This is a genomic window from Geobacter sp., assembly GCA_009684525.1.
In the GTDB taxonomy this organism is placed as follows: domain Bacteria; phylum Desulfobacterota; class Desulfuromonadia; order Geobacterales; family DSM-12255; genus Geoanaerobacter.
The window spans coordinates 1,055,859-1,078,866 of record WKKR01000002.1 but is presented as its reverse complement, the minus strand read 5'-3'; the positions used below and the strand labels follow the sequence as shown (position 1 = coordinate 1,078,866).

Genomic DNA, 23,008 nt, shown 5'->3' with positions numbered 1-23,008 from the left:
CCGAACATATCCCCATCATGAGAAATTCTACCATTTACCTGCTCTTCACCACGGTGACCCTTTTCGCGATGGCCCTGATCGGCCTGCACGCACGCCAGGGCGCATCAGAGGCGCACAAGCACCGCAGCTACCGACTGCATCTGGTAAAAGAGCTGCGGCTTACCGACATCTGCCTCTTTACGGAGGCGCGCTATACCAGGCACCTCTCCATGGCAGACGACCATGCACCATTCCAGGATCACCCCGTCGCGCTGGAGCATTTCCCCTCAGGGGCATTGACACTCCCCCCGCTGTTGACTCAGAGGCACAATGACCAGGCCCGTTAACCGGCTCAAGAACATCCTCGACTTCGCCCTTTCCTCGCTTCTGCGCAGAAAAGTCAAGAACCTGTCCCTGTTGACATTATATACCCTGATCGTCTTCATCCTTGCCTCGCTGATCTTTTTCGTGCAGGCGCTGAAAAAGGAGTCCACCAGCATTCTCACCGGTGCTCCGGACATGGTGGTCCAGCGTCAGACAGCAGGCAGGCATGACCTCATCCCGCTCGAGTACGCCAGGAAGATCACCACGATCCTGGGAGTGACAGCCGTTGAACCCCGCTGGTGGGGGTATTACTACGATCCGGTTTTCGGCGCAAACTTCACCCTCATGGTCCCTGCTGCCAGGAAGGTCGAGCCAGGGAATATCATCATTGGCCAGGGAGTCGCACGAATCCTGCGGATTGCCACCGGCGACCTGGTAACGTTCAGGAGCTATGCAAAAACCCCTCTGCTCCTCAATATCCAGGAGATACTCCCCTTTGAGTCGGAACTGGTGGCATCGGACCTGATTCTCATGTCACAGCAGGATTTTCATGAGATGTTCAACTTCCCTGACGGCGTTGCGACCGATCTTGCGGTAACGGTCAGGAATCCCCGCGAACTGACAACCGTGGCGACGAAGATCGTGGAGGAGTTCCCTGATGCCCGCCCCATCCTGAAAAGCGAGATCCTGCGGACCTATGATTCCCTTTTTGACTGGCGGGGGGGCATGATAACAGTAGTGCTCTTCTCCGCCATCATCTCCTTTGTCATCTTTGCCTGGGACAAGGCCACCGGCCTGTCGGCCGAGGAGAGGAAGGAGATCGGCATCCTGAAGTCGATCGGCTGGGAAACAGCGGATGTGCTCCTGCTGAAATTCTGGGAAGGAATCGCCATCTCGTTCTCCGCGTTCCTGGTGGGAGGTATTCTGGCATATGCGCATGTCTTCATCTTTTCCGCGCCGCTTTTCGGAAGCGCCCTCAAGGGGTGGTCGGTTCTCTACCCCCACTTCCGGCTGGCACCGGTCATAGATGTCTATCAGCTCTCCATGCTCTTCTTTCTCTCGGTGTTCCCCTATACCGCCGCCACCATCATCCCGTCCTGGCTGGCCGCCACGGTCGATCCCGATGCTGCCATGAGGTCCTGACCGTGATCAGCCTTGCCCATGTCACGAAAACCTACAATGCCGGCAAATCCAACCAGTTTACGGCTGTGGACGATGTCAGCATCGATATCCGGCCAGGGGAACTGACCGTCCTCAAAGGGCCGAGCGGCTCAGGCAAGACCACGCTCTTGTCGCTGATCGGCTGCATGATCCGGCCGAGTTCCGGCAGGATCGTCCTGCATAACATGCGGACGTCATTCAGCCAGGGGGGGGACGGCAAGGAACTGTTCGACATCACCAGCCTCCCCGAGCGGTTTCTCACCGAGATCCGGCGCACCACCTTCGGGTTCATCTTCCAGCAGTTCAACCTGATCAAGGGGATATCGGTACTGGAGAACATCCTGCTCCCGGCCTATCCTACGGGCGAAAGCCATGCTGAATTCAAAAAGCGAGGGGAAGAGCTGCTGGAGCTGTTCAACATGAAGCGTCACGCGGCGTCACGCACAGACTGGCTTTCCGGTGGAGAGCTTCAGCGCGTAGCCATAGCCAGGGCGCTGATAAACAACCCGTCCATTCTCATTGCCGATGAACCAACCGCGCACCTGGACACCAAGCTCTCCCAGGAGTTCATGGAGATCATTGCCGACTTGAAGGCCAAGGGAAAGACCATCCTGATCGCCAGTCACGACCCGCTGGTGTTCGATTCGCCCCTGGCCGAGACGGTGGTGGAGATGCGGGACGGCCGGATAACGGCACAGGGGGACAAGGCGTGATCCAGCATCCGGCAATCCTCTCTCTGCTGGTATCGTCGGTCATCATCAGCCTGATGATCCTCTATGCCGGCTGGCACGGGCTCCGGATCGTCAGGAGCTGGGACCTGGCAAGCGGAAGCGAAAAACAGCTGCGCCTGGAGCGGACAACCTATCTGATCTCCACCATCCTCGGCTACAGTCTCTTTTTCCAGATCCTCTCGCTTTTCCTCTACATATTCACGGCAGATTACCTGCACGGCCAGTTCGTGGGGGCGATGTGCGCAGCAGGCTCACTGAATGCGAACGGTTTCGGCTACCCGGTCCTGATCCTCAAGATCGTCACCTGCCTCTTTGCCGGGGCCTGGCTGATCATCAATCACGCCGACGGCAAGGGGTACGACTACCCCCTGATCAGGTACAAATATGCGCTCCTCTTGGCGCTCGTCCCGTTTGTCGTGACCGAGACCGTCCTCCAGTTTTTCTACTTCGGCAAGCTCAAGGCGAATATCATCACCTCCTGCTGCGGCAGCCTGTTCAGTGCAAATACCAGCGGGATCGGTTCGGATATCGTCGCCCTCCCCAGGGTTCCCATGGAGATTGCGTTCGTTGCGGCGCTCGTGTTGACCTGTCTGTGCGGGATCTTTTTTCTGAGTAAGGGGAAGGGGGGGTATCTCTTCGCGGGGGCAAGCACGCTGACCTTCGTCATCGCGATTGCGTCATTGATCTCGTTTATCAGCCTGTATATCTATGCACTGCCGACACACCACTGCCCGTTCTGCATTCTCCAGAAGGAATATGGCTATGTCGGCTATCCTCTGTACGCGACGCTGCTCGGTGCCGGTATCTGCGGCCTGGGGGTCGGGGCGCTGATGCCGGCCCGGAAACGGCAAAGCCTTGCACGGACGGTGATGCTGTTTCAGCGGAAGCTTGCGGCGATAGCCCTGGTTCTCTACCTGCTCTTTTCCCTCATCGTGGCCTACCAGATGACCTTCTCCGCCCTGGAATTCTGAGCTCCGCCCCCCCACAAAAGCAATTCCGACTGGCAACCCTCCGCTGGCATCCAACCGCGGCATCTCTGCCGGAAACGGCTAACCTGCGAATCTAACCCTGGCGAACCGCCGCTTGCCGACCTGGAGAACGTATTCTCCCGTGGCTGCCAGTTCCAGGTTTTCGTCGGAGACCTTCTCGCCGTTGACCTTTACCCCCCCCTGCTGGATGGCACGACGCCCCTCGCTGTTGGAGGTCACGATCCCTGCCTTGGCAAGCAGCTTGTAGAGCACCACTGGCTCCCCTTCCACGGGGAATGAGAACTCCGGCATCTCGTCGGGGGTTTGGTTGTCGCGGAAGCGCTTGACAAAATGCTCTTCTGCCTCGCCGGCTGCGGCCTGGCCATGGTAGCGGCCGACAATCTCCCGGCCGAGGCGTTTCTTGGCATCCATGGGATGGAGTGTGTGGGCCTTGATCTCCTGGCGCATGGTTTCGATCTCGGCCAGGGAAAGATCGGAAAGGAGTTCGTAGTAGCGGAGCATCAGTTCGTCGGAGATGGACATCACCTTGCCAAAGATCTCGTCGGGCGACTCGTTGATGCCGATGTAGTTGCCCAGCGACTTGGACATCTTGTTGACGCCATCGAGCCCTTCCAAAAGCGGCATGGTCAGGACGGTCTGGGGGACCTGCCCCCATTCCCGCTGCAGCTCGCGCCCCATGAGCAGGTTGAACTTCTGGTCGGTCCCCCCCAGCTCGATGTCAGCCTTGAGCGCCACCGAATCGTATCCCTGGATGAGCGGGTAGAGGAATTCGTGGATGCTGATCGGCATCTGGGTGGCGAAGCGCTTGCCGAAATCGTCCCGCTCCAGCATCCGCGCCACCGTGTACTTGGCGGCCAGGCCGATCATGTCGCCAGCGGAGAGTGCGCTCAACCAGTCGGAGTTGAATACCACCCGGGTCAGCTGCGGGTCAAGGATCTTGAAGACCTGCTCCTTGTAGGTTTCGGCATTCCTGAGCACATCCTCGCGGGTCAGGGCCTTGCGGGTTTCCGACTTGCCGGTGGGATCGCCGATCATGCCGGTGAAGTCGCCGATGAGGAAATAGACCTCATGCCCGAGCTGCTGGAACTGCCGCATCTTCTGCAGGAGCACTGTATGCCCCACGTGGAGATCGGGCGCGGTCGGATCGAACCCCGCCTTGACCTTCAGCGGCACGCCGGTCTTGGCCGATTTCGCCAGCTTCTCCTCCAGCTCCTTTTCCACCAGGATCTCAACCGTACCCCGCTTGATGAGCTCCAACTGTTCGGCTACGGAAACTGCCATTGCCTCTCCCTCCACTATAACTATCGATCGGCTAAATTCTGAAAAAAGCATTCAACCGCAGATAAACGCAGATAAATGCGGATAAAAGCAAAAAAATACTTCACCCCTCAGTGCATGTTTGTCGGTCAGAAAGGTTTGTCATTATTCGTAGTTATCAGCGTTCATCCGCGTGCATCAGCGGTTAATTGCCGTTATCAGGTTCATTCGCAGGCGATGTTTACTCGCTCGATGGCGAGCGCCTTGCCGGTCGCGTCGTCGATCTCGATCACCACGCCGTTCAGCCGGATATCCTTCTTCGCCACCTCGAACTTGGTGGGTATCTGGGTCAGAAACTTCTGGATCGGCTCATCCTTGCGCACCCCGATCACCGATTCGAAGGCGCCGGTCATACCGGCATCGGTGAGGTAGGCGGTCCCCTCGGGCAGAATCCGCTCGTCCGCGGTCTGCACATGGGTATGGGTGCCGACCACGGCGCTCACCCGGCCGTCCAGGTACCAGCCGAGGGAGGTCTTTTCCGAGGTGGCCTCGGCATGGAAATCGACGAAGATGATCGGCGTCTCCTGCCGCAGCCGTTCGACCTCGCGGTCGGCAACCCGGAAGGGGCATTCCAGGTTGTTCATGAACACCCGGCCTTCCAGGTTGAGCACCCCGACCTTGATCCCGCCGGCGGTCCTGAGCAGGGTGCTCCCCTGCCCCGGCGTGCCCGGCGGGTAGTTGGCCGGACGGACGAGGCGCTCTTCGCGGGTGACGTACTCCAGCGCCTCTTTCTTGTCCCAGATGTGGTTGCCGCTGGTGAAACAGTGGATTCCGAGCTGGAACAGTTCCTGCGCCGTCTCTGCGGTAATACCGAAGCCGCCGGCGGCATTCTCGCCGTTGGCGATCACCAGGTCGATTCGGTGGCGGTCCACCAGCCGGTGCAGCATCCGGCCAATGGCCTGGCGTCCCGGCTTGCCGATGATGTCACCGATGAACAGCAGTTTAACGGGCATATTCGACTGCCCTGGTCTCCCGGATCACGTGAACCTTGATCTGCCCCGGATAGGTCATCTCGGCCTCGATCTTCTTGGCCACGTCCTTGGCCAGCACCACGGCCTGCTCATCGCTGACCTGGTCGCTGGAGACCATGACCCGGATCTCGCGTCCCGCCTGGATGGCAAAGGAATTGGTCACGCCGCCGAATGAGGTGGCGATCCGCTCCAGGTCTTCGAGCCGCTTGACATAGGTCTCCATCATCTCGCGGCGTGCGCCCGGCCGTGCGCCCGACAGGGCATCGGCTGCCTGAACCAGGACGTCCAGGACCGAGTTCGGCTTCTCGTCTTCATGGTGCGCCATGATGGCATGGACGATCTTGGGGGACTCGCCGTACTTGCGTGCCAGTTCGGCGCCGATAACGGCGTGGGAGCCCTCGACCTCATGATCCACCGCCTTGCCCAGGTCGTGCAAAAGGCCGGCACGCTTGGCCTGCTTGACGTTGATCCCCAGTTCTGCCGCCATGATGCCACAGAGGAAGGCAACCTCCAGGGAATGGAGGTAGACGTTCTGGCTGTAGGAGGTCCGGTACTTGAGCCGGCCGATCAGCTTGAGGATCTCCGGATGGATGCCGTGGACCCCCAGGTCGAAGGCAGCCTGGTCGCCTGCTTCCTTGATCGACTGCTCCACCTCGGCCTCGGCCTTGGAAACCACCTCTTCGATCCGCCCCGGATGGATGCGGCCGTCGGTGATCAGTTTCTCCAGGGCGATCTTGGCAACCTCCCGTCGAACCGGGTTGAACCCGGAGAGGATGACCGCCTCAGGGGTATCGTCGATGATCAGGTCGATGCCGGTGGCAGCCTCAAGGGCGCGGATGTTACGTCCTTCGCGGCCGATGATCCGCCCCTTCATCTCGTCGGACGGCAGGGCAACGACCGAAACGGTCCGTTCGGCCACGTACTCGCCGGCATAGCGCTGGATCGCCAGGGCCATGATCTCCTTGGACTTCTTGTCGGCGGTCTCCCTGGCCTCTTCCTCGATCGCCTTGATCCGCTTGGCCGCATCGAGCTTGGCCTCGTTCTCCATCTCGTCCATGAGGAGCTTTTTCGCCTCGACCGCGGTCATCCCGGAGATGTTTTCCAGCTTGAGCCGCTGCTCCTCGATGAGTTGGTTGATCCGTTCCTCTTTCTGCCCCAACGCCTGCTCACGATTGAAAAATGCCTGCTCGCGCTTGACGAAATCAGCGTCACGCTGATCGAACAGGTTGATCTTCTTGTCAAGGTTCTCCTCTTTCTGCTGCAACCGTTTTTCAAGTGCCTGGAGATCCTTGCGTTTTTCCTTTGCATCCCGCTCTGCCTCTGCCTTGGCCTGGAACACCTCATCCTTGGCCTTCAGCGAAGCCTCCTTGATGATGGTTTCGGCCTCCCGTTTGGCATCTTCCAGGACCCTGATCGCATCTTCCTGGACAGCCCCACCCTTTTCCGCCCCCTTGCGACGCGTCAGGACCCCGATGGCCCCTCCGGCCACTGCAGCGACCACTAGCAACAGCACTACCACTGTCATGTCCAAGGTTGTTTCCCCCTTTATGTGAAATGACCGCGAGGGTGGATCACCCTCTGGTCGGTAACGACCATATCCATCTGTACGTCGTGCGGAGCTCCGCTGATCGGCTCCACCAGCTGGAAATCGTAACAGAGCCCGACCAGGCGCCCCTGCCCCTCCAGACGATGGAGGGTCTTGTCGTAAAAGCCTTTGCCGTAGCCAACGCGCAGTCCTGCGGAATCGAAGGCCACGCCCGGGATGAAGAAGAGGTCGATCTCCTCCGGGGCAATGACCGGACAGCCGGGCAGCGGTTCGCAGATGCCGAAGCGGCTGCAGACCAGATCCTCTGGGACACGGACGACCCGGAATACCAGCAGATCCGCCACCATCGCCGGGAACACAACCCGCTTTCCCGCCGCCAGGGCCGCATCATGGAGCATCTCGGTTGCGACCTCGTTGCGGATCGGCGCGTAGAGGGCAACGGTACGCGCCGCGGCAAATTCCACCAACGCGAGGCCATGCTGTTGCGCGCGCCGACCGGCCGCCAGACACTCGGACGGGGCAAGGCTGTTCCGCCGCTCCAGCATCAAACGCCTGAGATCCCGCTTGGGCATCGCGCCACCCATGGGTACTGCCGACCGTACACTATTGCACAATGGGAAATCGGCCGGGCTGCGGCCTGCCGCATCAGCGGACCAGGCTCGTTATTGCCGGCTCTCGGGGAGAGTTTTTGAGTATGGAGGAAGGGTTACAGAGTTGCCTGAGCCTGCTGCGGGACCGATCCCACTGCATTCCGTTGCGACGCACTATTCGCTGGCTTGACCTCTGACAGATTAATGATGGCTGCAGAGCCATCTATCAGTGAAACAGGGGCATGAATGCAAGCGGTGCGGAAGGCCCCTGCTGGAACTGACGTAAATTTCCAATCCGACATACTCATATATGAAAATCTCCCGAGAGAGACGGTACGGCTACGGATTCCCCCCGTCCAAACGGTTGAGGAGCCGAATCAGCCGATCATGGTACTCCTGGCTCAACCGGTCATGCTCTTCGGCCAGCGCCAGAAAATCCCCGGCAAGGTTGAGCAGTGCCAGACTCACAACCGCCAGGGTGTCGCCCCCCGACGCCGAAGAAGGAACCTCGGCCAGCCGGGCATTGACGAACTGCTCTATTTCGAAAACCTTTTGCGGGGACGCCGGACTCCTGACCAGCAGCTCGCGTCCCATGACCTTCACGCGATGGGACAGCACACCACCCATCAGACCGTCTCAAGACGGCTGATAATGGCATCGATGCGGCTTTTGAGCCCCTCCCGCTCCAGGAGCAGGCGCTGGTTTTCTTCCGAAAGCCGTGCATGTTCCTGTTTCAGGGTGGCATACCCATCCAGCAGGGTCTCGATCCGCTTTTCCAGAACCGACAAGAGTTCGCCGTCCATGCAAGCCCCCTTGTTTCGCGGAGAAATTTTATGTGACAACCCCGCAAAAGTCAAGGCGTTTTCTTGATTTCGGCAATTAGGTAGTGTCCATCCGGAAACCGGATGAGACACTACCGGTTTCCAGATCGGAAACGAGGGATTTTTTGTCCTGGCAAGGAAATCAAGGGGGTGCGCGGAGGCGTACATCGGTACGCCGCACAAGCAATCCCGCAGATTGACACCGCCAGGGCGGAAAAGAACTGTTTCCGGATGGAAACTAGGTAAAGAGCGCCTTTACAAACTGTTCCGGATCAAAGAGACGCAGGTCGTCGGCCTGTTCACCGATGCCAATGAACCGGATGGGAAGCTGGAATTCGTTGCTCACCGCCACCACGATCCCCCCCTTTGCCGTGCCGTCCAGCTTGGTGAGCACCACGCCCGACACGCCGGCCGCCTCCTTGAAGAGACGGGCCTGGGAGATGGCATTCTGCCCGGTGGCGGCATCCAGCACCAGCAGGGTCTCGTGGGGCGCGCCGGGCAGCTCCCGCGACATGACGCGGCGGATCTTCTTCATCTCCTCCATCAGGTTGACCTTGGTATGGAGCCGGCCGGCGGTATCAACGATCAGGATGTCGCTCCCCCTGGCCAGAGCGGCCTTGCAGCTGTCGAAGACCACGGCCGAAGGGTCGGACCCGTCCTGGTGGCGGATGACGTCCACCCCGGCCCGCCTCCCCCACTCCTCGAGCTGTTCCGCCGCCGCGGCGCGGAAGGTATCGCCGGCAGCCAGCAGAACCTTTTTCCCTTCGCCGGTATAGCGGCTGGCCAGCTTGCCGATGGTGGTGGTCTTGCCCACCCCGTTCACGCCGATCACCATGATCACGTAGGGCTTGGCCGCGGAAACATCCAGCGGCGACGCGTACTGCTGCAGCCGGGCAAGGATCTCCTCCTGCAGCGCCTTTTTGATCGCTCCGCCGTCCTGCAACTCGTTCCTCTTGAGACGCCCCTCCAGGGTCCTGATCAGCTCCACTGTCGTGGCAACGCCGATGTCGGCAGTGATCAGGATCTCTTCCAGCTCCTCCAGCGTGTCGGCATCGATCTGCTTTTTCCCCAGGAGCAACGTGTCGATGCGACCGACCAGGCTTTCGTGGGTCTTGGCCAGCCCCTTTTTCAACCGCTCGAAAAAACCCACTTTCGCCGGGGCTTCCGTGACCGGCGGGGCGGGGGCCGTTGCCACGACCGGCTCCCCGGCCGGTTCTTGGGCCGGTTCCGCAGCAGGCTCACTGACAGGTTCCCGGGCCGGTTCTTTGGCAGGCTCCGCGAGCTGCTCTTCCTCGCGGTCCGCCTCGACCGGCTCGCTGTCAGCCGCAGCTCCGGTCAGCTTGCCCCATAACCCCTTGAAAAAGCCCTTGTTCTCTTCAGCCATCTCAGTATATCTCCTTCGCAAACAGATGCGCCACCCGGCGGAGCCCCTGCACGGCTCGGGCAGGCAACGCAGCCCGCTTCATGGTCATCACCAGCACGTAATCCGGGCCAACGGTATGGATGACGTGATGCTGTTCTTCCGTGGTTATGACGATATCCTGCAGTTCGCCAAGCGGATAGCGGGCGTGCAGTTCGCGCAGCTGGCTCAGGATGATCCCCTTGTGGGCACCGATCACCTTCATCTCGAACTCGTCGAAATAGCAGTACTGCTCGACCGCTTCCCCTTCCCAATCGGCCAGAATGGCCCCGCTGGCACCGGGAACCGACTCCACAAGCTCCTTGAGGGTCTCCTTGAACGACACCTGAACCTCCCGCATCCGACAGGTAGTTTCCATCCGGAAACTCCGGCCGGAAACGAGATAAATCAGTCGGATATTCTTGCACGTTTCCGGTTGCGAGGCAAGTGCCTGAAAGGGAAATACGCCGGTAAAATGGAGGAATAGCGCCCTATTCAGCCTCCAGTTCCGCTTCCTTGACAAACGGCGCAACAAACACGCCAGCTTCTTCATTCTCAACATCAAACTCTTCCGCATCGACATACGGTTCTGTTCTGCAGCCGAAGAAAGAAATGATTTTACCGGAAAAAAGCCCGGAGCCAGCGGCGATGAGTACCGTTACCGCAATCCCGGTCAACTGGGCGCGACTGTCAATGCCGGTCACCACGAGCAGTGCCGCCAAGCCGCCAAACAGGCCGGGCAGGCCGTGGAGATAGAGCACGCCGCAGGTATCGACCTTTTCGATCGCATCGGTGAGCCTTCCCTGGATGACGGCAAAACCGAAGGTCGAGACAATGCCTGCCAGAACGCCTATAGTAAAAGCGGCGCCAGGTGTTGCAAGGTCGCAGGTCGAGCCGATGGCCACTCCCCCGGCCAGGGTTGCATTGGCGATGTCTGCCGTCGATATCTTCCCGCGCAGTTTGACCGTGGCAACGTAGGTGGCAAGGGTTGACCCGCACAGTGCCAGGATAACGTTGACCGCAGTTTTCGGCACGTCCGCCGGTGCAACAAGGGCGGCACAGAAACTTGGCCAGAATACCCAGAGGACCATGCTCCCCAGCAGAGAATATCTGTCGCTGGTTTCGTCGCATTCGATCGGGGTATCGAACTCTTTCGGTGTAGTCATGGAAGCGGCCACGGCAAGACCGAAAATGGCACCAAAGGCGTGAATCACGATGGAGCCGCCGGTATCCACGACTTTATTGGTGATCAAGCCCAGGCCGCCACTGAGAACGATCCATTCATTGAGCGCATAAAACGGCACAAAGAGGATGCCCAGCAACAGGTACTGGTTCATTTTCAAACGGCCCAGAACAGCACCCGCACAGATCAGCAAGCTGGCGGCAGCAAATTCGGCCAGGATAAGCTTGTCGATAACCGCTTCGGAGCCTCCCAGGTTGAAAAGGCTGTCCTTCAGAAAGTAGAGCGGAATGGCAACACTCACCAGCAGGTAGGTCGCCGTGATCGCCGACCGGCCGTACTTTTTGACGAATACCATCAGAAAACCGAAGCCTACGAGCAACATCGCCATGATATGAATGGACCGGTTGTATTTTTGCACATCCGTCAACTCCCCGAGGGTCGTCCCCGGCGATTCTCCGGCAAGTGACACTCCCAACAGTGTTAACAGCACGACAACCGTGACAAGCAGACAGGTAATACATTTCTTCATGCCAATTCACCTCGTTGTGAAAAGTACCCCGAGAAGGGGTTTGCAGCGGCGACGTCGTTGTCGCCTTTGAAATGAGCTGTTTTGTTGGGTATTGAACAATGCTGGAGGTGCGGGCGGCTAGGAAGGGAGCAATACAGGCCGTGCGCAGACGTTAAAGTAAACCAATGTCCATGTCAAGGCGGGATTACGACAGGTGTCTCGTAATTACAGCGCACCAGATAGAGGACTGCACGCAATATTGGCCGGTTAAGCAGGCAAGGCACAAACAGGGGCCAGCCGTTTTCAACCGGCAGCCCCCCTAGAGTAACCCGACCGCCATACGCAGGATCACGATGGTGTCCTCGACATCAACCAACCCGTCACCGACTGAGATACCATTGACCATCGGTGCTACATCGAGTCGCAGGACCTGGCCGGCATGCTGCGTGACGACACCGACCGTCATCATCAACGCCTGCAGAGCGTCGACAATGGTGAAGGGATTGGATACACCCGAGGTGCGGACGATGTTGCGATGCACGGTCTGACTGGAGCTGTTCTCGTCGATGCCGGTTACGCTCACCCGGTATACCCCGGCATCGCTCAGGTAGAGCTGCTGCTGGAACGCGCCATCAACCACGGCCGGGTGGTAGCTCTGTCCATCCATGTCCACGGTAATGGCAACCGGGGTGGTATTGTCCGCCACGGTGCCGGTCAAGAGGCAGGTATCCCGTACCGTGCGGACATCGCTGTCAGGCGAGGCAATAGCCAGGGAAAAGGGAGAGAGGGAGCTGAGCGTCCGTTTCGCCTGGGCGGTTTTCCCTTCACTGTTGACCGCCGATATCTGGATGGTGTTCATCCCCTGCGTGAGGTTCGCGGTGAACGAGAAGGTCGTATCGGTCAGGGTTGCCGTTTGCGGGGAAGAGCCGTTTACCGTGTAGGTGACAATCATGCCCGGAATGGTTGCGACCGTGCCGGTAACGGTAACGTAGTTCTGGGCCACGGCCGCGTTGTCCGGCGGGAAGGAGACAGTCAGATTCGGGGCCGTGCTGTCCAGGGTAATGGTGCGGACGTCGCTGGTAACGGTGCCGACGTTGTTGGTGGCGGCCACGGTGATGCTGTTGGCCCCGGCCACGAGTTGTACCGGGAAGCTGAAGCTGCCGTCCGGGTTTACCGTGACGCTGGTGCCGTTGACGGTCAGCGAGCCGATGCCGTTGAGATCGAAGACCGTGCCGCTGATGTTCTGGGTGGTCCGGGCGGTGGTTGCGCCATCAGGAAGAGCCGAAATGGTCAGGAGCGGCGGCGTGGTACTGATAGTCACCGTCAGATTCTGACTGACGGACACGGCCGCATCAAAGTTGGCATTGCCGGGTTGCGAGGCAATGATGGAGGTCTCTCCGACACCGACAATGGTTACGGTGCTGCCGCTCACGGTGGCCACGGCCGGATTTGAGCTGGCAAAGGCAACCGGCAGGCCGGAAGTTGCCGTGGCACTGATGGTGAAAGGCGCAACACCGAAATATTTTGGCGGAAGCGATGCAAAGGTGATGCTCTGGCTCCCCTTGCCGACCGTGATATCCTGGGTGACCTGCGGTGCCGCGTCGTAGTTGGCATCGCCGGCCTGATTCGCGGCAATGGTGCAGATGCCGGCAGTCAAGCCGGTAACGGTGGTGCCGCTGATGGTGCAGACAGGGCTGGTCGTGGAGCTGAACAGCACGGGACTGGTGGAAGTACCGCCCGTGGCGCCGACCGTGCCGATGCCGCCGACAACCACGGCTGGAGCATTGCCGAAGACGATGGCCTGGCTGCCCTTGCCAATGATAATGTTCTGCGTCACTTGCGCTGCAGCGCTGTAGTTTGTATCTGCTGCCTGATTCGCGGCAATGGTGCAGGTGCCGGCGGTCAAGCCGGTAACGGTGATGCCGCTGATGGTGCAGACAGAGGTGGTCGTGGAGCTGAACAGCACGGGGCTGGTGGAAGCGCCGCCCGTGGCGCTGACCGTGCCGGTGCCGTCAACTGCCACTGCCGGGACCGTTCCAAAGGTGATGGTCTGGCCGGCCTTGTCGATGGTCAGGGTGCCGGTGGCCGTGCCGTTGTAGTTGCTGTCGTTCACGGTGGCGACAACCGCGTAGCTGCCGGCGTTCGTCGGGGCGCTGGCCGAGCCGTCGTAGGTGAGAGCCGTTGTCAGGCCGGCCGGTGTGGTGGTGGCGCTGGCTGCCTTGGCCGTGCCGTCGTAGGTTGCCGTCAGATTTCCCAGGCTGACCGTGGCAGTCCCCTTAGTATTGGTCAGGTTATACGTAGCGCTCAGTGCGCTGACCGCGGCCGTAACCGTGTATGAACCGGCCGTGCCGTTGGCGCTGACGCCGTAGGCAGCGATGCCGGAGCTGTTTGTGACGGCGCTGCCGGCGGCGCTGATGCCGGCACCGCTCCCCGGACCGGTAAAGGTGACGCTGGTGCCTTCCAGCATCCCGCCGAGAGAGTCGACAACCCTGGCCGCGAGTGACGTGGCAAAGGGGGTATTGATGGCCGTGGACTGAGAGGTGCCGGCGGTTGCCGTCAAGGCAGCCGGGACGCCACGTTCGTAGGAGCCCATGTCGCAGGTAGCATTCTGGGGACGGCTCATGCCGCGCTGGTCAGTGGCCGGACCGCTGGCGCAGTTTCCGGAGTCGATGGCCGGACTGCCGGCAAGCAGGGGGATCGTACCGGTGTTGCCACCATAGTTGCCGAGAACGCCCAGAAGCGGATCAACGCTGCTGACATTCGTACAGGTGCTGCCGGGGTAACAGCCGTTCGTGACGATGCTGTCGCTGATGGTGGCTATGCCGGAGATATACGAGCCACTGCCCCAGAATATGGCGTTCCGGATGGTGACCGTGCCACCTGACAAGTTGACCAACCCCCCGCCGGAGTTGTCGGCGATGGTCGAATGATCGACCGTCAAGGTGCCGGCCGAGTTGTTCAGCATGCCGCCGCCACCGCCCGCCATGGCCGCATTACCGAAGATGGTGGTGTTGGTTATGACGGCTGTGCCGTTGTTGTTGTAAACGCCGCCGCCGAGAGCATCCGCCGAATTGCCGGAAATGGTGCAGCCGGTTACGGTGAGCGTAGCTCCCGGATTATTGTAGATACCCCCCCCGGAAGAGCTCTGGGCGTAATTCCCGGAAATTGTGGCATTGGCAACGGTGAGCACGCCGGAGTTGAAAATGGCAGGACCATCGAAGGCCATGCCGTGGGAAATGGTCAACCCGGAAATATGCACGGTTCTGCCCGAATTCACGGTGAAGATCCGGGTCATGTCACCGCCGCTGATGATCAGGTTTGGCGCACCGGGACCGCTGATGGTCAGGTCTTTGTCAATACTGAGATCGGTGGCAATGGTGATGACCTGGCCGTCAAGGCTGCTGTCAAAGGCAATGATATCGCCGGGATTGGCGTCGGTGACGATCTGACGGAGCGATCCGGCGCCGCTGTCGCTGGTGGAGGTGACGATACGGGTCGTGGCCGTGGTCAGGGCGATGGTGTTGGAACTGTCGCCGGTGCCGGCGCTGCTGTAGGCACGGACCCGGTAGAAGTACGGGGTGCCGGCAGTGAGGCCGGTGACGCTCAGGCTGGTGACGTTCCCTGCATCCAGGTTGCTGTAGCCGGTGACAAGACTGGTGAAGCCGCTGTCCGTTGCGACATCCAGGTAATAACCGGTGGCGCCGGTGACGCTACCCCAGTTGGCGCTGAATCCGGTGGCGATGATGGAGGTGGCGGCCGTGGCAGTGGGGATCAGGGTATCCACCAGCACTCCGGTTGTTGCGCCCACGGCATGCAATGACAGCACCGCATCGTTACCCGCCACATCCCTGATGGAGGTGGTGTTCAGGGTCAGGGCGCCAACGGTGATGCCGTTGTTGTCAATATCGCCGCCCTGAACCGTGTAGCGGTAGGTGATGCTGGTGGCTGTCTTCGACTGGTAGGCCGCCGGTCGGGAAGCAGCGCCGACGGTGAGGCTCAGGGTCGAGTCGGTGCCGGTGACCGTGACGTTCTTGTTGACGTTCACGGTGAAGTCCAGGTTCTGCCCGGTATCGTAGGTGGCATCCGCCGGGACGCCGACAGAGGTTATTGTCGGCGCTGCCTGATCGAGCAGATAGGCCTGGCTGTAGGCTGTCCCGATGTTGCCCGCCGTGTCGGCGACACGCACCTTGAGGGTATTGCTGGCGATCAGCGCCTGGCCGGCCAGGGACCAGGTGCTCTGGCCGGCGGTTGCCGTCGCAGCGGTCCAGGTGGAGCCGTTGTCCAGGGAGACTTCGACCATTTCACCTGCCGCAAGGTTGGCGTTTAAGGTTCCGCTGATGGTCTGGGCCGCGGTGTTGGTAATGAAATCCGTGGCACTGGTGCCGGTATCGGCGGAAAAGGCTGCTGTAGCGACCGTGGTGGCAGGACCGGTGGTGTCGATGGTAACGCTCAGGCCACTGGAAGCTGCCGAGGTATTGCCCGCGGTATCGGTTGCCTTAGCCGTCAGGGTGTGCGCACCAGCGCCCAGGGCGCTGCTGGTGATGCTCCAGTTGCCTCCTGTGGCCGTGGCGCTGCCGAGCACGGTGGTGCCGTCGGTGTCGTACAGCGTGACCGTGGCGCCCGCCTCGGCCGTGCCGGTGATGGTGGGCGTGGTGGCACTGGTAACGTTATCCGTACTGGAGCTGCCGCTGTCGCTGCCCGCTGCCAGGTCCGGCGTGCCGGGCGCAGCCGGTGGCGTGGCGTCGATGGTAACGCTCAGGCCACTGGAAGCTGCCGAGGTATTTCCCGCGGTATCGGTTGCCTTGGCCGTCAGGGTGTGCGCGCCAGCACCCAGGGCGCTGCTGGTGATGCTCCAGTTGCCTCCCGTGGCCGTGGCGCTGCCGAGCACGGTGGTGCCGTCGGTGTCGTACAGCGTGACCGTGGCGTCTGCCTCGGCCGTGCCGGTGATGGTGGGCGTGGTGTCGCTGGTAACGTTATCCGTACTGGAGCTGCCGCTGTCGCTGCCCGCTGCCAGGTCCGGCGTGGAAGGCGAGGACACGGAGTTGTCGACGGTGTAGGTGTTATCGTTGGTCCCGGTAGGCGTGGTGTTGGTAAAGGCGTTACCTGCTGTGTCGGTGATATTTTGACCGGCGGCAAAGCCGAGGGTGACGGTGCCATTGAGGCTGGCCAGGTTGCCACCGGAGATGGTGACATCGCAGACCATGTAGTCAGAAGAGGTCACGCCGGTGACTATGGCGGTGGTGCCGGAGACGGCGAAGTCGCCGGTGCTCAGGTTATTGACCGGTGTGCTGAAGGTCACCCGGAACACCAGGATGTCGGCGTTGGTAACGGCTTCTGCCGGGGTTCTGCGGACGATGGAGGTAACCGTGAGCGGTGGGATTACCGTCACCGAGATCTGCCGGGTGGCCGTGTCCGAGCCGTCGCTCACCTCCACGGTAAAGGAGTCGGTACCGATGTAACCGGCTGCTGGCTGGTAGGTGATGGTACCGCCGGGCGTAATGTCGGTGGACCCTGAAGAAGCCGTGGCGCCGGAGAAACTGAGGGTGCCATGATTCGGGGCGACGCTCTGGGTCCAGGTCTCGGTCTGACTGGCGTCGGCATCGCTTACGTGCAACAGGCCCTTGATATCGGTGACGCCTGAGTTCTGGCTGACCGTCAGGGTGGTGGTCGCGCCGACAAAGGTCGGTGCCGTGTTGACAACAGGGTTGTCGATCACGATATCATTGATGCCGAACCAGGACCCGAAGCCATCGGTTTTGGAAATCCGGACCTCATCGATATTGTTGAACCGATCATCCAGAACGCCGCCTTGCGCCAACAAATAACTGGCACCAGTGGTGATAAAATCAAAATAGCTTTTACCTCGGGAATTACCGTTGTCGAATGCTTCTATTGTCCAGAAATTATGAGAGTCCAAATCTTCTGCATAATCGTTGAAATTGAGCGACGTCAGCTTGAAATGCGTACCTCCTGTCGCTTTTATCGCCATTCCATAGGGAGCACTGCTGCCATTCCACAGTACTATTGGCGGTACGCCCCAGTCGTCATGGAACTCAAGAGATCCGTTAGCCGTCAGTTTTGTGCCAACACTGTTGGAAATCCCGTACACTTCGATGGTTATGCTTGGTATGTCCGTCGAACCGCCCTGCCCATCGGCAGCGGTATTCACCGGCACTCCGGTAAATCCCGCACCGCTCGTGAAGGTTATGGTGCTGGCCGCCGGGATCTCCCCATAGGCGTCACGGGCAGGAAGCGCGAAAAGAACGAGAACAAAAACGGCAATCGCACATACATGAAAAGCTCTGTAAATGGATGTCATGATTGAGGGCTTCCTGCCTGTCGAGGCATGTAAATGTTATGCCAATCCCAAGACAAAGTGAGGTTTTCTAACCAATCAGGCTGGACTTGCACATAGACTTTTGATCATCTCTCATATTCCGTATCGGATAATATTTAATTTTATTTATTAATTTCTATATATAATCCAGTAAATTGCATGATTACGAGGAGATACCCGTTCCATTCGCCTCCTGCAGAAAAAGGAGTCCCCGGAATTGCGTTCGCAGATAAACCCGCTATGATCATTAAACTTGCCGAATTATTGTTACCCGGCCTTAATGAAAATACTCGGCAACATGGTGCGGTACTGTGCGGCATGTCCTGCCCGGAAACCGCGGGCACGTGGCAGACAAGACTGAAATGTCGCCTTTCCGGATTACGATACGGGATCTCAAAACATGAATGAGGAGGTTGTGGATGGTTGATTACATGCGGGAAGTCAAGCGGACCAAGATCGTGGCCACATGGGGACCATCATGTGCACTGCCGGGGATGGCGGAAAGGCTGATCAGTGAAGGGGTCGACCTCTTCCGGCTCAATTTTTCCCATGGCACCCATGAGGAGAAGCGCACGGCCCTGGAGACCATCCGAAGCGCCGCGGCCGCATGCTCTGTGCCGGTGGGGATCATTGCCGACCTGCAGGGGCCCAAGATCCGGGTCGGGACCCTGCAAAACGGCGCCATGCAACTGACGGACGGGACCGAGGTCGTGATTGCGGTCGGCGAAACCCAGGTCGACCCAGCCATTATCCCGACGATCTACGAAGGGCTCGTGCGCGACGTGCAGCCTGGATCGCGGATACTTCTGGATGACGGCCGCATGGAGCTGCGGGTGATCGATACGAGTGCGGCAACAGTCCGCTGCCTGGTGGTCAAGGGAGGGGTGCTGAAGGACAAGAAGGGGATCAATCTCCCCCAGGTGAATGTCTCCGCGCCATCGCTGACCGACAAGGACCTGGAAGACCTCCGCTTCTGCGTCGAGATCGGGGTCGACTGGGTTGCACTCTCCTTTGTCCGGACCCGGAACGACATCCTGAATATCAAGGTGGAACTGGCCCGTCTGAACAGCGAGATCCCCGTGATCGCCAAGATCGAGAAACCGGAGGCGGTGGAAAACCTGGACGAGATCATCGCCGTTGTCGATGCCCTCATGGTGGCGCGGGGGGATCTGGGGGTGGAAATGGAGCCGGAACAGCTCCCCCTTATCCAGAAAAGGATGATCCGGGCCTGCAACCAGGCGGGCAAACCGGTCATTACCGCGACCCAGATGCTTGAGTCCATGACCGACAACTCCCGGCCGACGCGGGCCGAGGCCTCCGATGTGGCCAATGCCATTCTTGACGGGACAGATGCCGTCATGCTCTCGGGCGAGACGGCCGTGGGGAACTACCCGCTGGAAACGGTCGCAACCATGGCCAAGATCGCCTTCACCATCGAGCGCTCCACCCTGCTCGACTCACACCACCTCACCCCGAAAGGGGGCGAGATAGACATCGCCATTGCCAGGGCTTCCGCCGAAGCCGCCGAATCCCTGCAGGCAAAGGCGATCATCGCCATGACCGAAAGCGGCCACACTGCCGCCCTCCTGTCCGGCTGCCGCCCCAATGCCCCCATCCTTGCCATCACGCCGGAAGAGCGGGTGCGCAGGAAGCTCTCGCTCTACTGGGGGATAAACTCCCTGGTGATGCAGATGAAAAGCGATACCGACGCCATGGTGGCCGAGGCAGGCCGGCTCCTGCTGGCAAACGGCTTCCGACTGGGGGATATGGTGATCATGACCATGGGCGCGCCATTGGCGGCCCGGAACACGACCAACCAGCTGCGTGTCTTCAGGCTGGGCGAATGACCGTGCCCCTTCCCTGACAGGGATCACTCAATCCTCAGGCAACCCCTCTCATTCCCGCTGTGGCAGAGGGGCCGGCGACGGCCGGCCCCGTGCCATGGCGACCGGCTACTGGTGGCCCACGGTATCGCCGTCCCGCAGACCCGGCTTCGTTGTCCAGCTTTCCGTGTTGTTCAGAGCACGCACCTTCACCATCCCCAGCCCGCCCCGGCTGGTGTGCACGGTCAACCTGGCCTTCATCCACCCGTCGATCCAGTCATCGAAGATCAGGTCCTTGAAGGTGCAGCGCGGCTCGTCGAGCAGGGCAAGTGCCACGGCGCAGGTCATGTTCTCCCGCGGAGGCGGCCTGAGCACCCGTTTTCTGTCCCCTTTGCACAATGCGGACACTTTCCTGGCTATGCGGCAATCCTCGGGGAATTCGGCCCGCAATTCGGCATCCTGCACCTGGACCCGGTTCGGAAACCCCGACTTGTTCTCGACGAAGATCGTGATGGTGTTTCGGTACTCCCCGGCAGACGAATCGCCGCCGACAAACGGAAGCAGTGCGAGTGCACAAACGAGGATCGTTTTCATGGCTTACCCCTTTTCCTCGACACGATGGCTTGTTCTCATCGGCCGCAGACAGTGGCCGCGCCTACTTCAGATATTTCTCCACCAGGATCTCCGCGATCTGCACCGCATTGGTGGCCGCGCCCTTGCGGATATTGTCCGCCACCACCCAGAGGTTCAGGCCGTTCTCCACCGATGCGTCCTCGCGGATGCGGCCGACCAGGGTCAGGTCCTGCCCTGCCGCATGGATCGGCATGGGATAGACCCCCTTGGCCGGGTCGTCCAAGAGCTTGCAGCCGGGCGCCTTTTTCAGCAGCTCGCGGGCCTTGGCAACGGTTAGTTTCTTTTCCGTCTCGATGTTCACCGACTCGCTATGGCCGAAAAAGACCGGCACCCGGACTGCAGTGGCGGTAATGCCGATCTCCGCCTCCATGATCTTGCGGGTTTCATCGATCATCTTCAACTCTTCCCTTGAGTAGCCGTTCTCCTCGAAGACATCGATCTGGGGCAGGCAGTTGAAGGCGATCTGGTGCGGATAGACCGATGATTGTGCCGGCCGGCCGTTGAGCAGTTCCACCACCTGTTTGCGCAACTCCTCGATCGATTTCTTGCCGGTGCCGGAGACCGCCTGGTAGGTGGAGACCACGATCCGCCTGATGGTGGCAAAGTCGTGGAGCGGCTTCAACGCCACCACCATCTGGATGGTAGAACAGTTGGGATTGGCGATGATCCCCTTTTTGACATACTGGGCAATGGCATGAGGGTTCACCTCCGGGACGACCAGGGGGACGTCCGGGTCCATCCGCCAGGCGCTGGAGTTGTCGATGCAGACCGCCCCCGCGGCCGCCGCCACGGGACAGAACTCCCTGGAGCGTTCGCCGCCGGCGGAAAAGAGGGCGATATCGATCCCCTCGAAGCTATTACGGGTCAACTCCTCCACCATGACCGGCTTGCCGGCATATTCCAGGACATCACCGGCACTGCGGCTGCTGGAGAGGAACCTGATCATTCCCACCGGGAATTTCCGCTCCTCAAGGCATTCGATCATCTGGCTGCCAACGGCGCCGGTGGCACCGACAACGGCAATATTCCACTGTTTTTTACCCATTGTGTACAATCTCCTCTCGTAACGACACAGAAAGCACCGGCAACCGGGAATGACGGTGCCGGCGAATGTAATACCCCCTACTGATACCGAAACCGGCCGGTAAAGACAAGGGAGAATTGGGTGCACCGCCTTCAGACAAGGCGGCACATCTCAGCTCACGTTGTGCATCAGCAGCGATATCCCCAACGCGAACATGATACAGGCGATCAGCGAATCCAGGACCCGCCACGCGCCGGCCCGGCTGAACAGCGGGCCGAGCAGCCGCGCCCCATAGCCAAGGGAAAAGAACCAGGCAAAGCTGGCGGCAGCGGCCCCGGACCCGAAGGCCCAGCGCCCCTCTGCACCGAACTGGTTGGCCAGCGACCCGAGCAGGATCACCATATCCAGGTAGACATGGGGGTTGAGAAAGGCCTCGTTTCATATCGCAGCCAGGTACAGACATCCAAACGCAAACAAGGCGCGAGGCCGAAGCCCCGCGCCTTGTGACACGATACATTACAGCTTTCCCTATTTCTCCATCAGGACGCGCAGCATCCTTCTGAGCGGCTCGGCCGCACCCCAGAGGAGCTGGTCGCCGCAGGTGAAGGCCTGGACGTACTGCGGACCCATCTTCATCTTGCGCACCCGGCCGACCGGCACGGTGAGAAGCCCCGAGACCGCGGCCGGGGTGAGACCGGCAAGGGTTTCGGCCTTGGTGTTGGGGATCAGCTTGACCCACTCGTTGTCGTTGGCGATGAGTCTCTCGATCTCCGCAATCGGCAGGTCCTTGTTCAGCTTGATGGTGATCGCCTGGCTGTGGCAGCGCATGGCACCGACCCGGACGCAGATGCCGTCCACCGGAATCGGGGTGGTCGTGCCGAGGATCTTGTTGGTCTCGGCAAACCCTTTCCACTCCTCGCGGCTCTGGCCGTCCTCGACCTCGCGGTCGATCCAGGGGAGCACGTTGCCGGCCAGCGGGAAGCCGCCGAACTCCTTCATCGGCATGGAACCGTCGCGCAGGGTTGCGGTCACCTTCTTGTCGATCTCCAGGATCGCTGAGCCGGGGTCCTTCAACTCCTCCGCAACCACCCCCTGCAGCACGCCCATCTGGGAGAGGAGCTCGCGCATGTTGGGTGCGCCGGCGCCGCTCGCCGCCTGGTAGGTCATGGACGACATCCACTCCACCAGACCGGAGCGGAACAGGCCGCCGAGCCCCATCAGCATCAGGCTGACCGTGCAGTTGCCGCCGATATAATCCTTCTGCCCCTTGGCCAGGGCCGCATCGATAACGTTGCGGTTGATCGGGTCGAGGATGATGACCGCGTTGTCCTCCATCCGCAGCGTTGAGGCCGCATCGATCCAATAGCCGTTCCAGCCCTGCTTGCGCAGCTCGGGGTGCACCGCCTTGGTGTAGTCGCCACCCTGGCAGGTGATGATGATGTCGAGCTTCTTCAGCTCCTCGATGTCATCCGCTTTTTTCAGGGTACCGCCACCCATCGGCGCAGGCTGGCCCGCCTGGGAGGTGGTGAAAAAGACCGGCTCGAAGCCGAGATCAAAGTCCTTCTCCTCCAGCATCCGCTGCATGAGGACCGAACCGACCATACCGCGCCAACCGACCATTCCGACTTTCATATACGAAATCCTTTCACAATCTCATGTAGTTAAAAGACAT

18 protein-coding genes and 1 pseudogene are annotated in these 23,008 nt (G+C 60.3%); 5 read left to right on the top strand and 14 right to left on the bottom strand.

The window, feature by feature from the left end:
- Window positions 1-140: 140 nt before the first annotated feature.
- The 4 genes and pseudogenes from GJT30_10890 to GJT30_10875 all read left to right on the top strand — a co-directional run bounded on the left by GJT30_10890 (window position 141) and on the right by GJT30_10875 (window position 3,166).
- Window positions 141-326 (top strand): annotated as a pseudogene (locus GJT30_10890) (hypothetical protein).
- Complete coding sequence (locus GJT30_10885) at window positions 310-1,446, top strand: FtsX-like permease family protein (protein ID MSM40113.1); 1,137 nt, start codon at window positions 310-312, stop codon at window positions 1,444-1,446. The pseudogene GJT30_10890 and the gene GJT30_10885 overlap by 17 nt, the downstream one beginning before the upstream one ends.
- Window positions 1,447-1,448: 2 nt before the next feature.
- Window positions 1,449-2,177, top strand: a complete 729-nt coding sequence (locus GJT30_10880) for an ATP-binding cassette domain-containing protein (GenBank protein ID MSM40112.1) — start codon at window positions 1,449-1,451, stop codon at window positions 2,175-2,177.
- Window positions 2,174-3,166, top strand: a complete 993-nt coding sequence (locus GJT30_10875) for a hypothetical protein (protein ID MSM40111.1) — start codon at window positions 2,174-2,176, stop codon at window positions 3,164-3,166. The genes GJT30_10880 and GJT30_10875 overlap by 4 nt, the downstream gene beginning before the upstream one ends.
- 78 nt (window positions 3,167-3,244) lie before the next feature.
- Here GJT30_10875 and GJT30_10870 read toward each other — a convergent pair whose 3' ends face one another.
- The 10 genes from GJT30_10870 to GJT30_10825 form a co-directional block, all read right to left on the bottom strand.
- On the bottom strand, window positions 3,245-4,465 hold the full coding sequence (locus GJT30_10870) for a tyrosine--tRNA ligase (GenBank protein MSM40110.1): 1,221 nt from the start codon (window positions 4,463-4,465) through the stop codon (window positions 3,245-3,247).
- Between the two features lie 200 nt (window positions 4,466-4,665).
- Window positions 4,666-5,454, bottom strand: a complete 789-nt coding sequence (locus GJT30_10865; protein MSM40109.1) for a TIGR00282 family metallophosphoesterase — start codon at window positions 5,452-5,454, stop codon at window positions 4,666-4,668.
- Window positions 5,444-7,003: a ribonuclease Y gene (gene rny / locus GJT30_10860; protein ID MSM40108.1), complete on the bottom strand. Its 1,560-nt coding sequence runs from the start codon at window positions 7,001-7,003 to the stop codon at window positions 5,444-5,446. The genes GJT30_10865 and rny overlap by 11 nt, the downstream gene beginning before the upstream one ends.
- A 14-nt stretch (window positions 7,004-7,017) precedes the next feature.
- Window positions 7,018-7,590, bottom strand: coding sequence for a 5-formyltetrahydrofolate cyclo-ligase (locus GJT30_10855; GenBank protein ID MSM40107.1), 573 nt, complete (start codon window positions 7,588-7,590; stop codon window positions 7,018-7,020).
- 357 nt (window positions 7,591-7,947) lie between these two features.
- The gene (gene zapA / locus GJT30_10850; protein MSM40106.1) at window positions 7,948-8,235 is read right to left on the bottom strand and encodes a cell division protein ZapA; all 288 of its coding nucleotides are present in this window, start codon (window positions 8,233-8,235) and stop codon (window positions 7,948-7,950) included.
- Entirely contained in the window at window positions 8,235-8,411 is a 177-nt protein-coding gene (zapB, locus tag GJT30_10845; GenBank protein MSM40105.1) for a cell division protein ZapB, read from the bottom strand. The genes zapA and zapB overlap by 1 nt, the downstream gene beginning before the upstream one ends.
- A 256-nt stretch (window positions 8,412-8,667) precedes the next feature.
- Window positions 8,668-9,813, bottom strand: a complete 1,146-nt coding sequence (gene ftsY, locus GJT30_10840; protein ID MSM40104.1) for a signal recognition particle-docking protein FtsY — start codon at window positions 9,811-9,813, stop codon at window positions 8,668-8,670.
- A 1-nt stretch (window position 9,814) separates the two neighbouring features.
- A complete protein-coding gene (locus GJT30_10835; GenBank protein MSM40103.1) occupies window positions 9,815-10,174 on the bottom strand; it encodes a roadblock/LC7 domain-containing protein in 360 nt (119 codons plus the stop codon).
- Window positions 10,175-10,319: 145 nt separating this feature from the next.
- Entirely contained in the window at window positions 10,320-11,540 is a 1,221-nt protein-coding gene (locus GJT30_10830; protein MSM40102.1) for an ammonium transporter, read from the bottom strand.
- Window positions 11,541-11,838: 298 nt separating this feature from the next.
- Window positions 11,839-17,838, bottom strand: coding sequence for a hypothetical protein (locus tag GJT30_10825; protein ID MSM40101.1), 6,000 nt, complete (start codon window positions 17,836-17,838; stop codon window positions 11,839-11,841).
- A 449-nt stretch (window positions 17,839-18,287) separates the two neighbouring features.
- On the opposite strand from GJT30_10825, the gene pyk reads away from it, so the two are divergent.
- Window positions 18,288-19,703: a pyruvate kinase gene (gene pyk, locus GJT30_10820; protein MSM40100.1), complete on the top strand. Its 1,416-nt coding sequence runs from the start codon at window positions 18,288-18,290 to the stop codon at window positions 19,701-19,703.
- A 105-nt stretch (window positions 19,704-19,808) separates the two neighbouring features.
- Here pyk and GJT30_10815 read toward each other — a convergent pair whose 3' ends face one another.
- The 4 genes from GJT30_10815 to asd all read right to left on the bottom strand — a co-directional run bounded on the left by GJT30_10815 (window position 19,809) and on the right by asd (window position 22,968).
- Entirely contained in the window at window positions 19,809-20,273 is a 465-nt protein-coding gene (locus GJT30_10815) for a hypothetical protein (GenBank protein ID MSM40099.1), read from the bottom strand.
- 61 nt (window positions 20,274-20,334) lie between these two features.
- Window positions 20,335-21,357 carry an aspartate-semialdehyde dehydrogenase gene (locus GJT30_10810; GenBank protein ID MSM40098.1) on the bottom strand — a complete coding sequence of 341 codons (1,023 nt, stop codon included), beginning with the start codon at window positions 21,355-21,357 and terminating at the stop codon, window positions 20,335-20,337.
- Window positions 21,358-21,507: 150 nt separating this feature from the next.
- Window positions 21,508-21,738, bottom strand: a complete 231-nt coding sequence (locus tag GJT30_10805; protein MSM40097.1) for a hypothetical protein — start codon at window positions 21,736-21,738, stop codon at window positions 21,508-21,510.
- 126 nt (window positions 21,739-21,864) lie between these two features.
- Window positions 21,865-22,968, bottom strand: a complete 1,104-nt coding sequence (asd, locus tag GJT30_10800) for an aspartate-semialdehyde dehydrogenase (protein ID MSM40096.1) — start codon at window positions 22,966-22,968, stop codon at window positions 21,865-21,867.
- Window positions 22,969-23,008: the final 40 nt, after the last annotated feature.

Excerpts from the sequence above, each read along its gene's own strand:
- GJT30_10885 (MSM40113.1), top strand. The coding sequence starts at position 310 with ATGACCAGGCCCGTTAACCGGCTCAAGAACATCCTCGACTTCGCCCTT.
- GJT30_10870 (MSM40110.1), bottom strand. The coding sequence starts at position 4,465 with ATGGCAGTTTCCGTAGCCGAACAGTTGGAGCTCATCAAGCGGGGTACG.
- GJT30_10865 (MSM40109.1), bottom strand. The coding sequence starts at position 5,454 with ATGCCCGTTAAACTGCTGTTCATCGGTGACATCATCGGCAAGCCGGGA.
- GJT30_10855 (MSM40107.1), bottom strand. The coding sequence starts at position 7,590 with ATGCCCAAGCGGGATCTCAGGCGTTTGATGCTGGAGCGGCGGAACAGC.
- zapA (MSM40106.1), bottom strand. The coding sequence starts at position 8,235 with ATGGGTGGTGTGCTGTCCCATCGCGTGAAGGTCATGGGACGCGAGCTG.
- zapB (MSM40105.1), bottom strand. The coding sequence starts at position 8,411 with ATGGACGGCGAACTCTTGTCGGTTCTGGAAAAGCGGATCGAGACCCTG.
- ftsY (MSM40104.1), bottom strand. The coding sequence starts at position 9,813 with ATGGCTGAAGAGAACAAGGGCTTTTTCAAGGGGTTATGGGGCAAGCTG.
- GJT30_10830 (MSM40102.1), bottom strand. The coding sequence starts at position 11,540 with ATGAAGAAATGTATTACCTGTCTGCTTGTCACGGTTGTCGTGCTGTTA.
- GJT30_10825 (MSM40101.1), bottom strand. The coding sequence starts at position 17,838 with ATGACATCCATTTACAGAGCTTTTCATGTATGTGCGATTGCCGTTTTT.
- pyk (MSM40100.1), top strand. The coding sequence starts at position 18,288 with ATGCGGGAAGTCAAGCGGACCAAGATCGTGGCCACATGGGGACCATCA.
- GJT30_10815 (MSM40099.1), bottom strand. The coding sequence starts at position 20,273 with ATGAAAACGATCCTCGTTTGTGCACTCGCACTGCTTCCGTTTGTCGGC.
- GJT30_10810 (MSM40098.1), bottom strand. The coding sequence starts at position 21,357 with ATGGGTAAAAAACAGTGGAATATTGCCGTTGTCGGTGCCACCGGCGCC.
- GJT30_10805 (MSM40097.1), bottom strand. The coding sequence starts at position 21,738 with ATGGTGATCCTGCTCGGGTCGCTGGCCAACCAGTTCGGTGCAGAGGGG.
- asd (MSM40096.1), bottom strand. The coding sequence starts at position 22,968 with ATGAAAGTCGGAATGGTCGGTTGGCGCGGTATGGTCGGTTCGGTCCTC.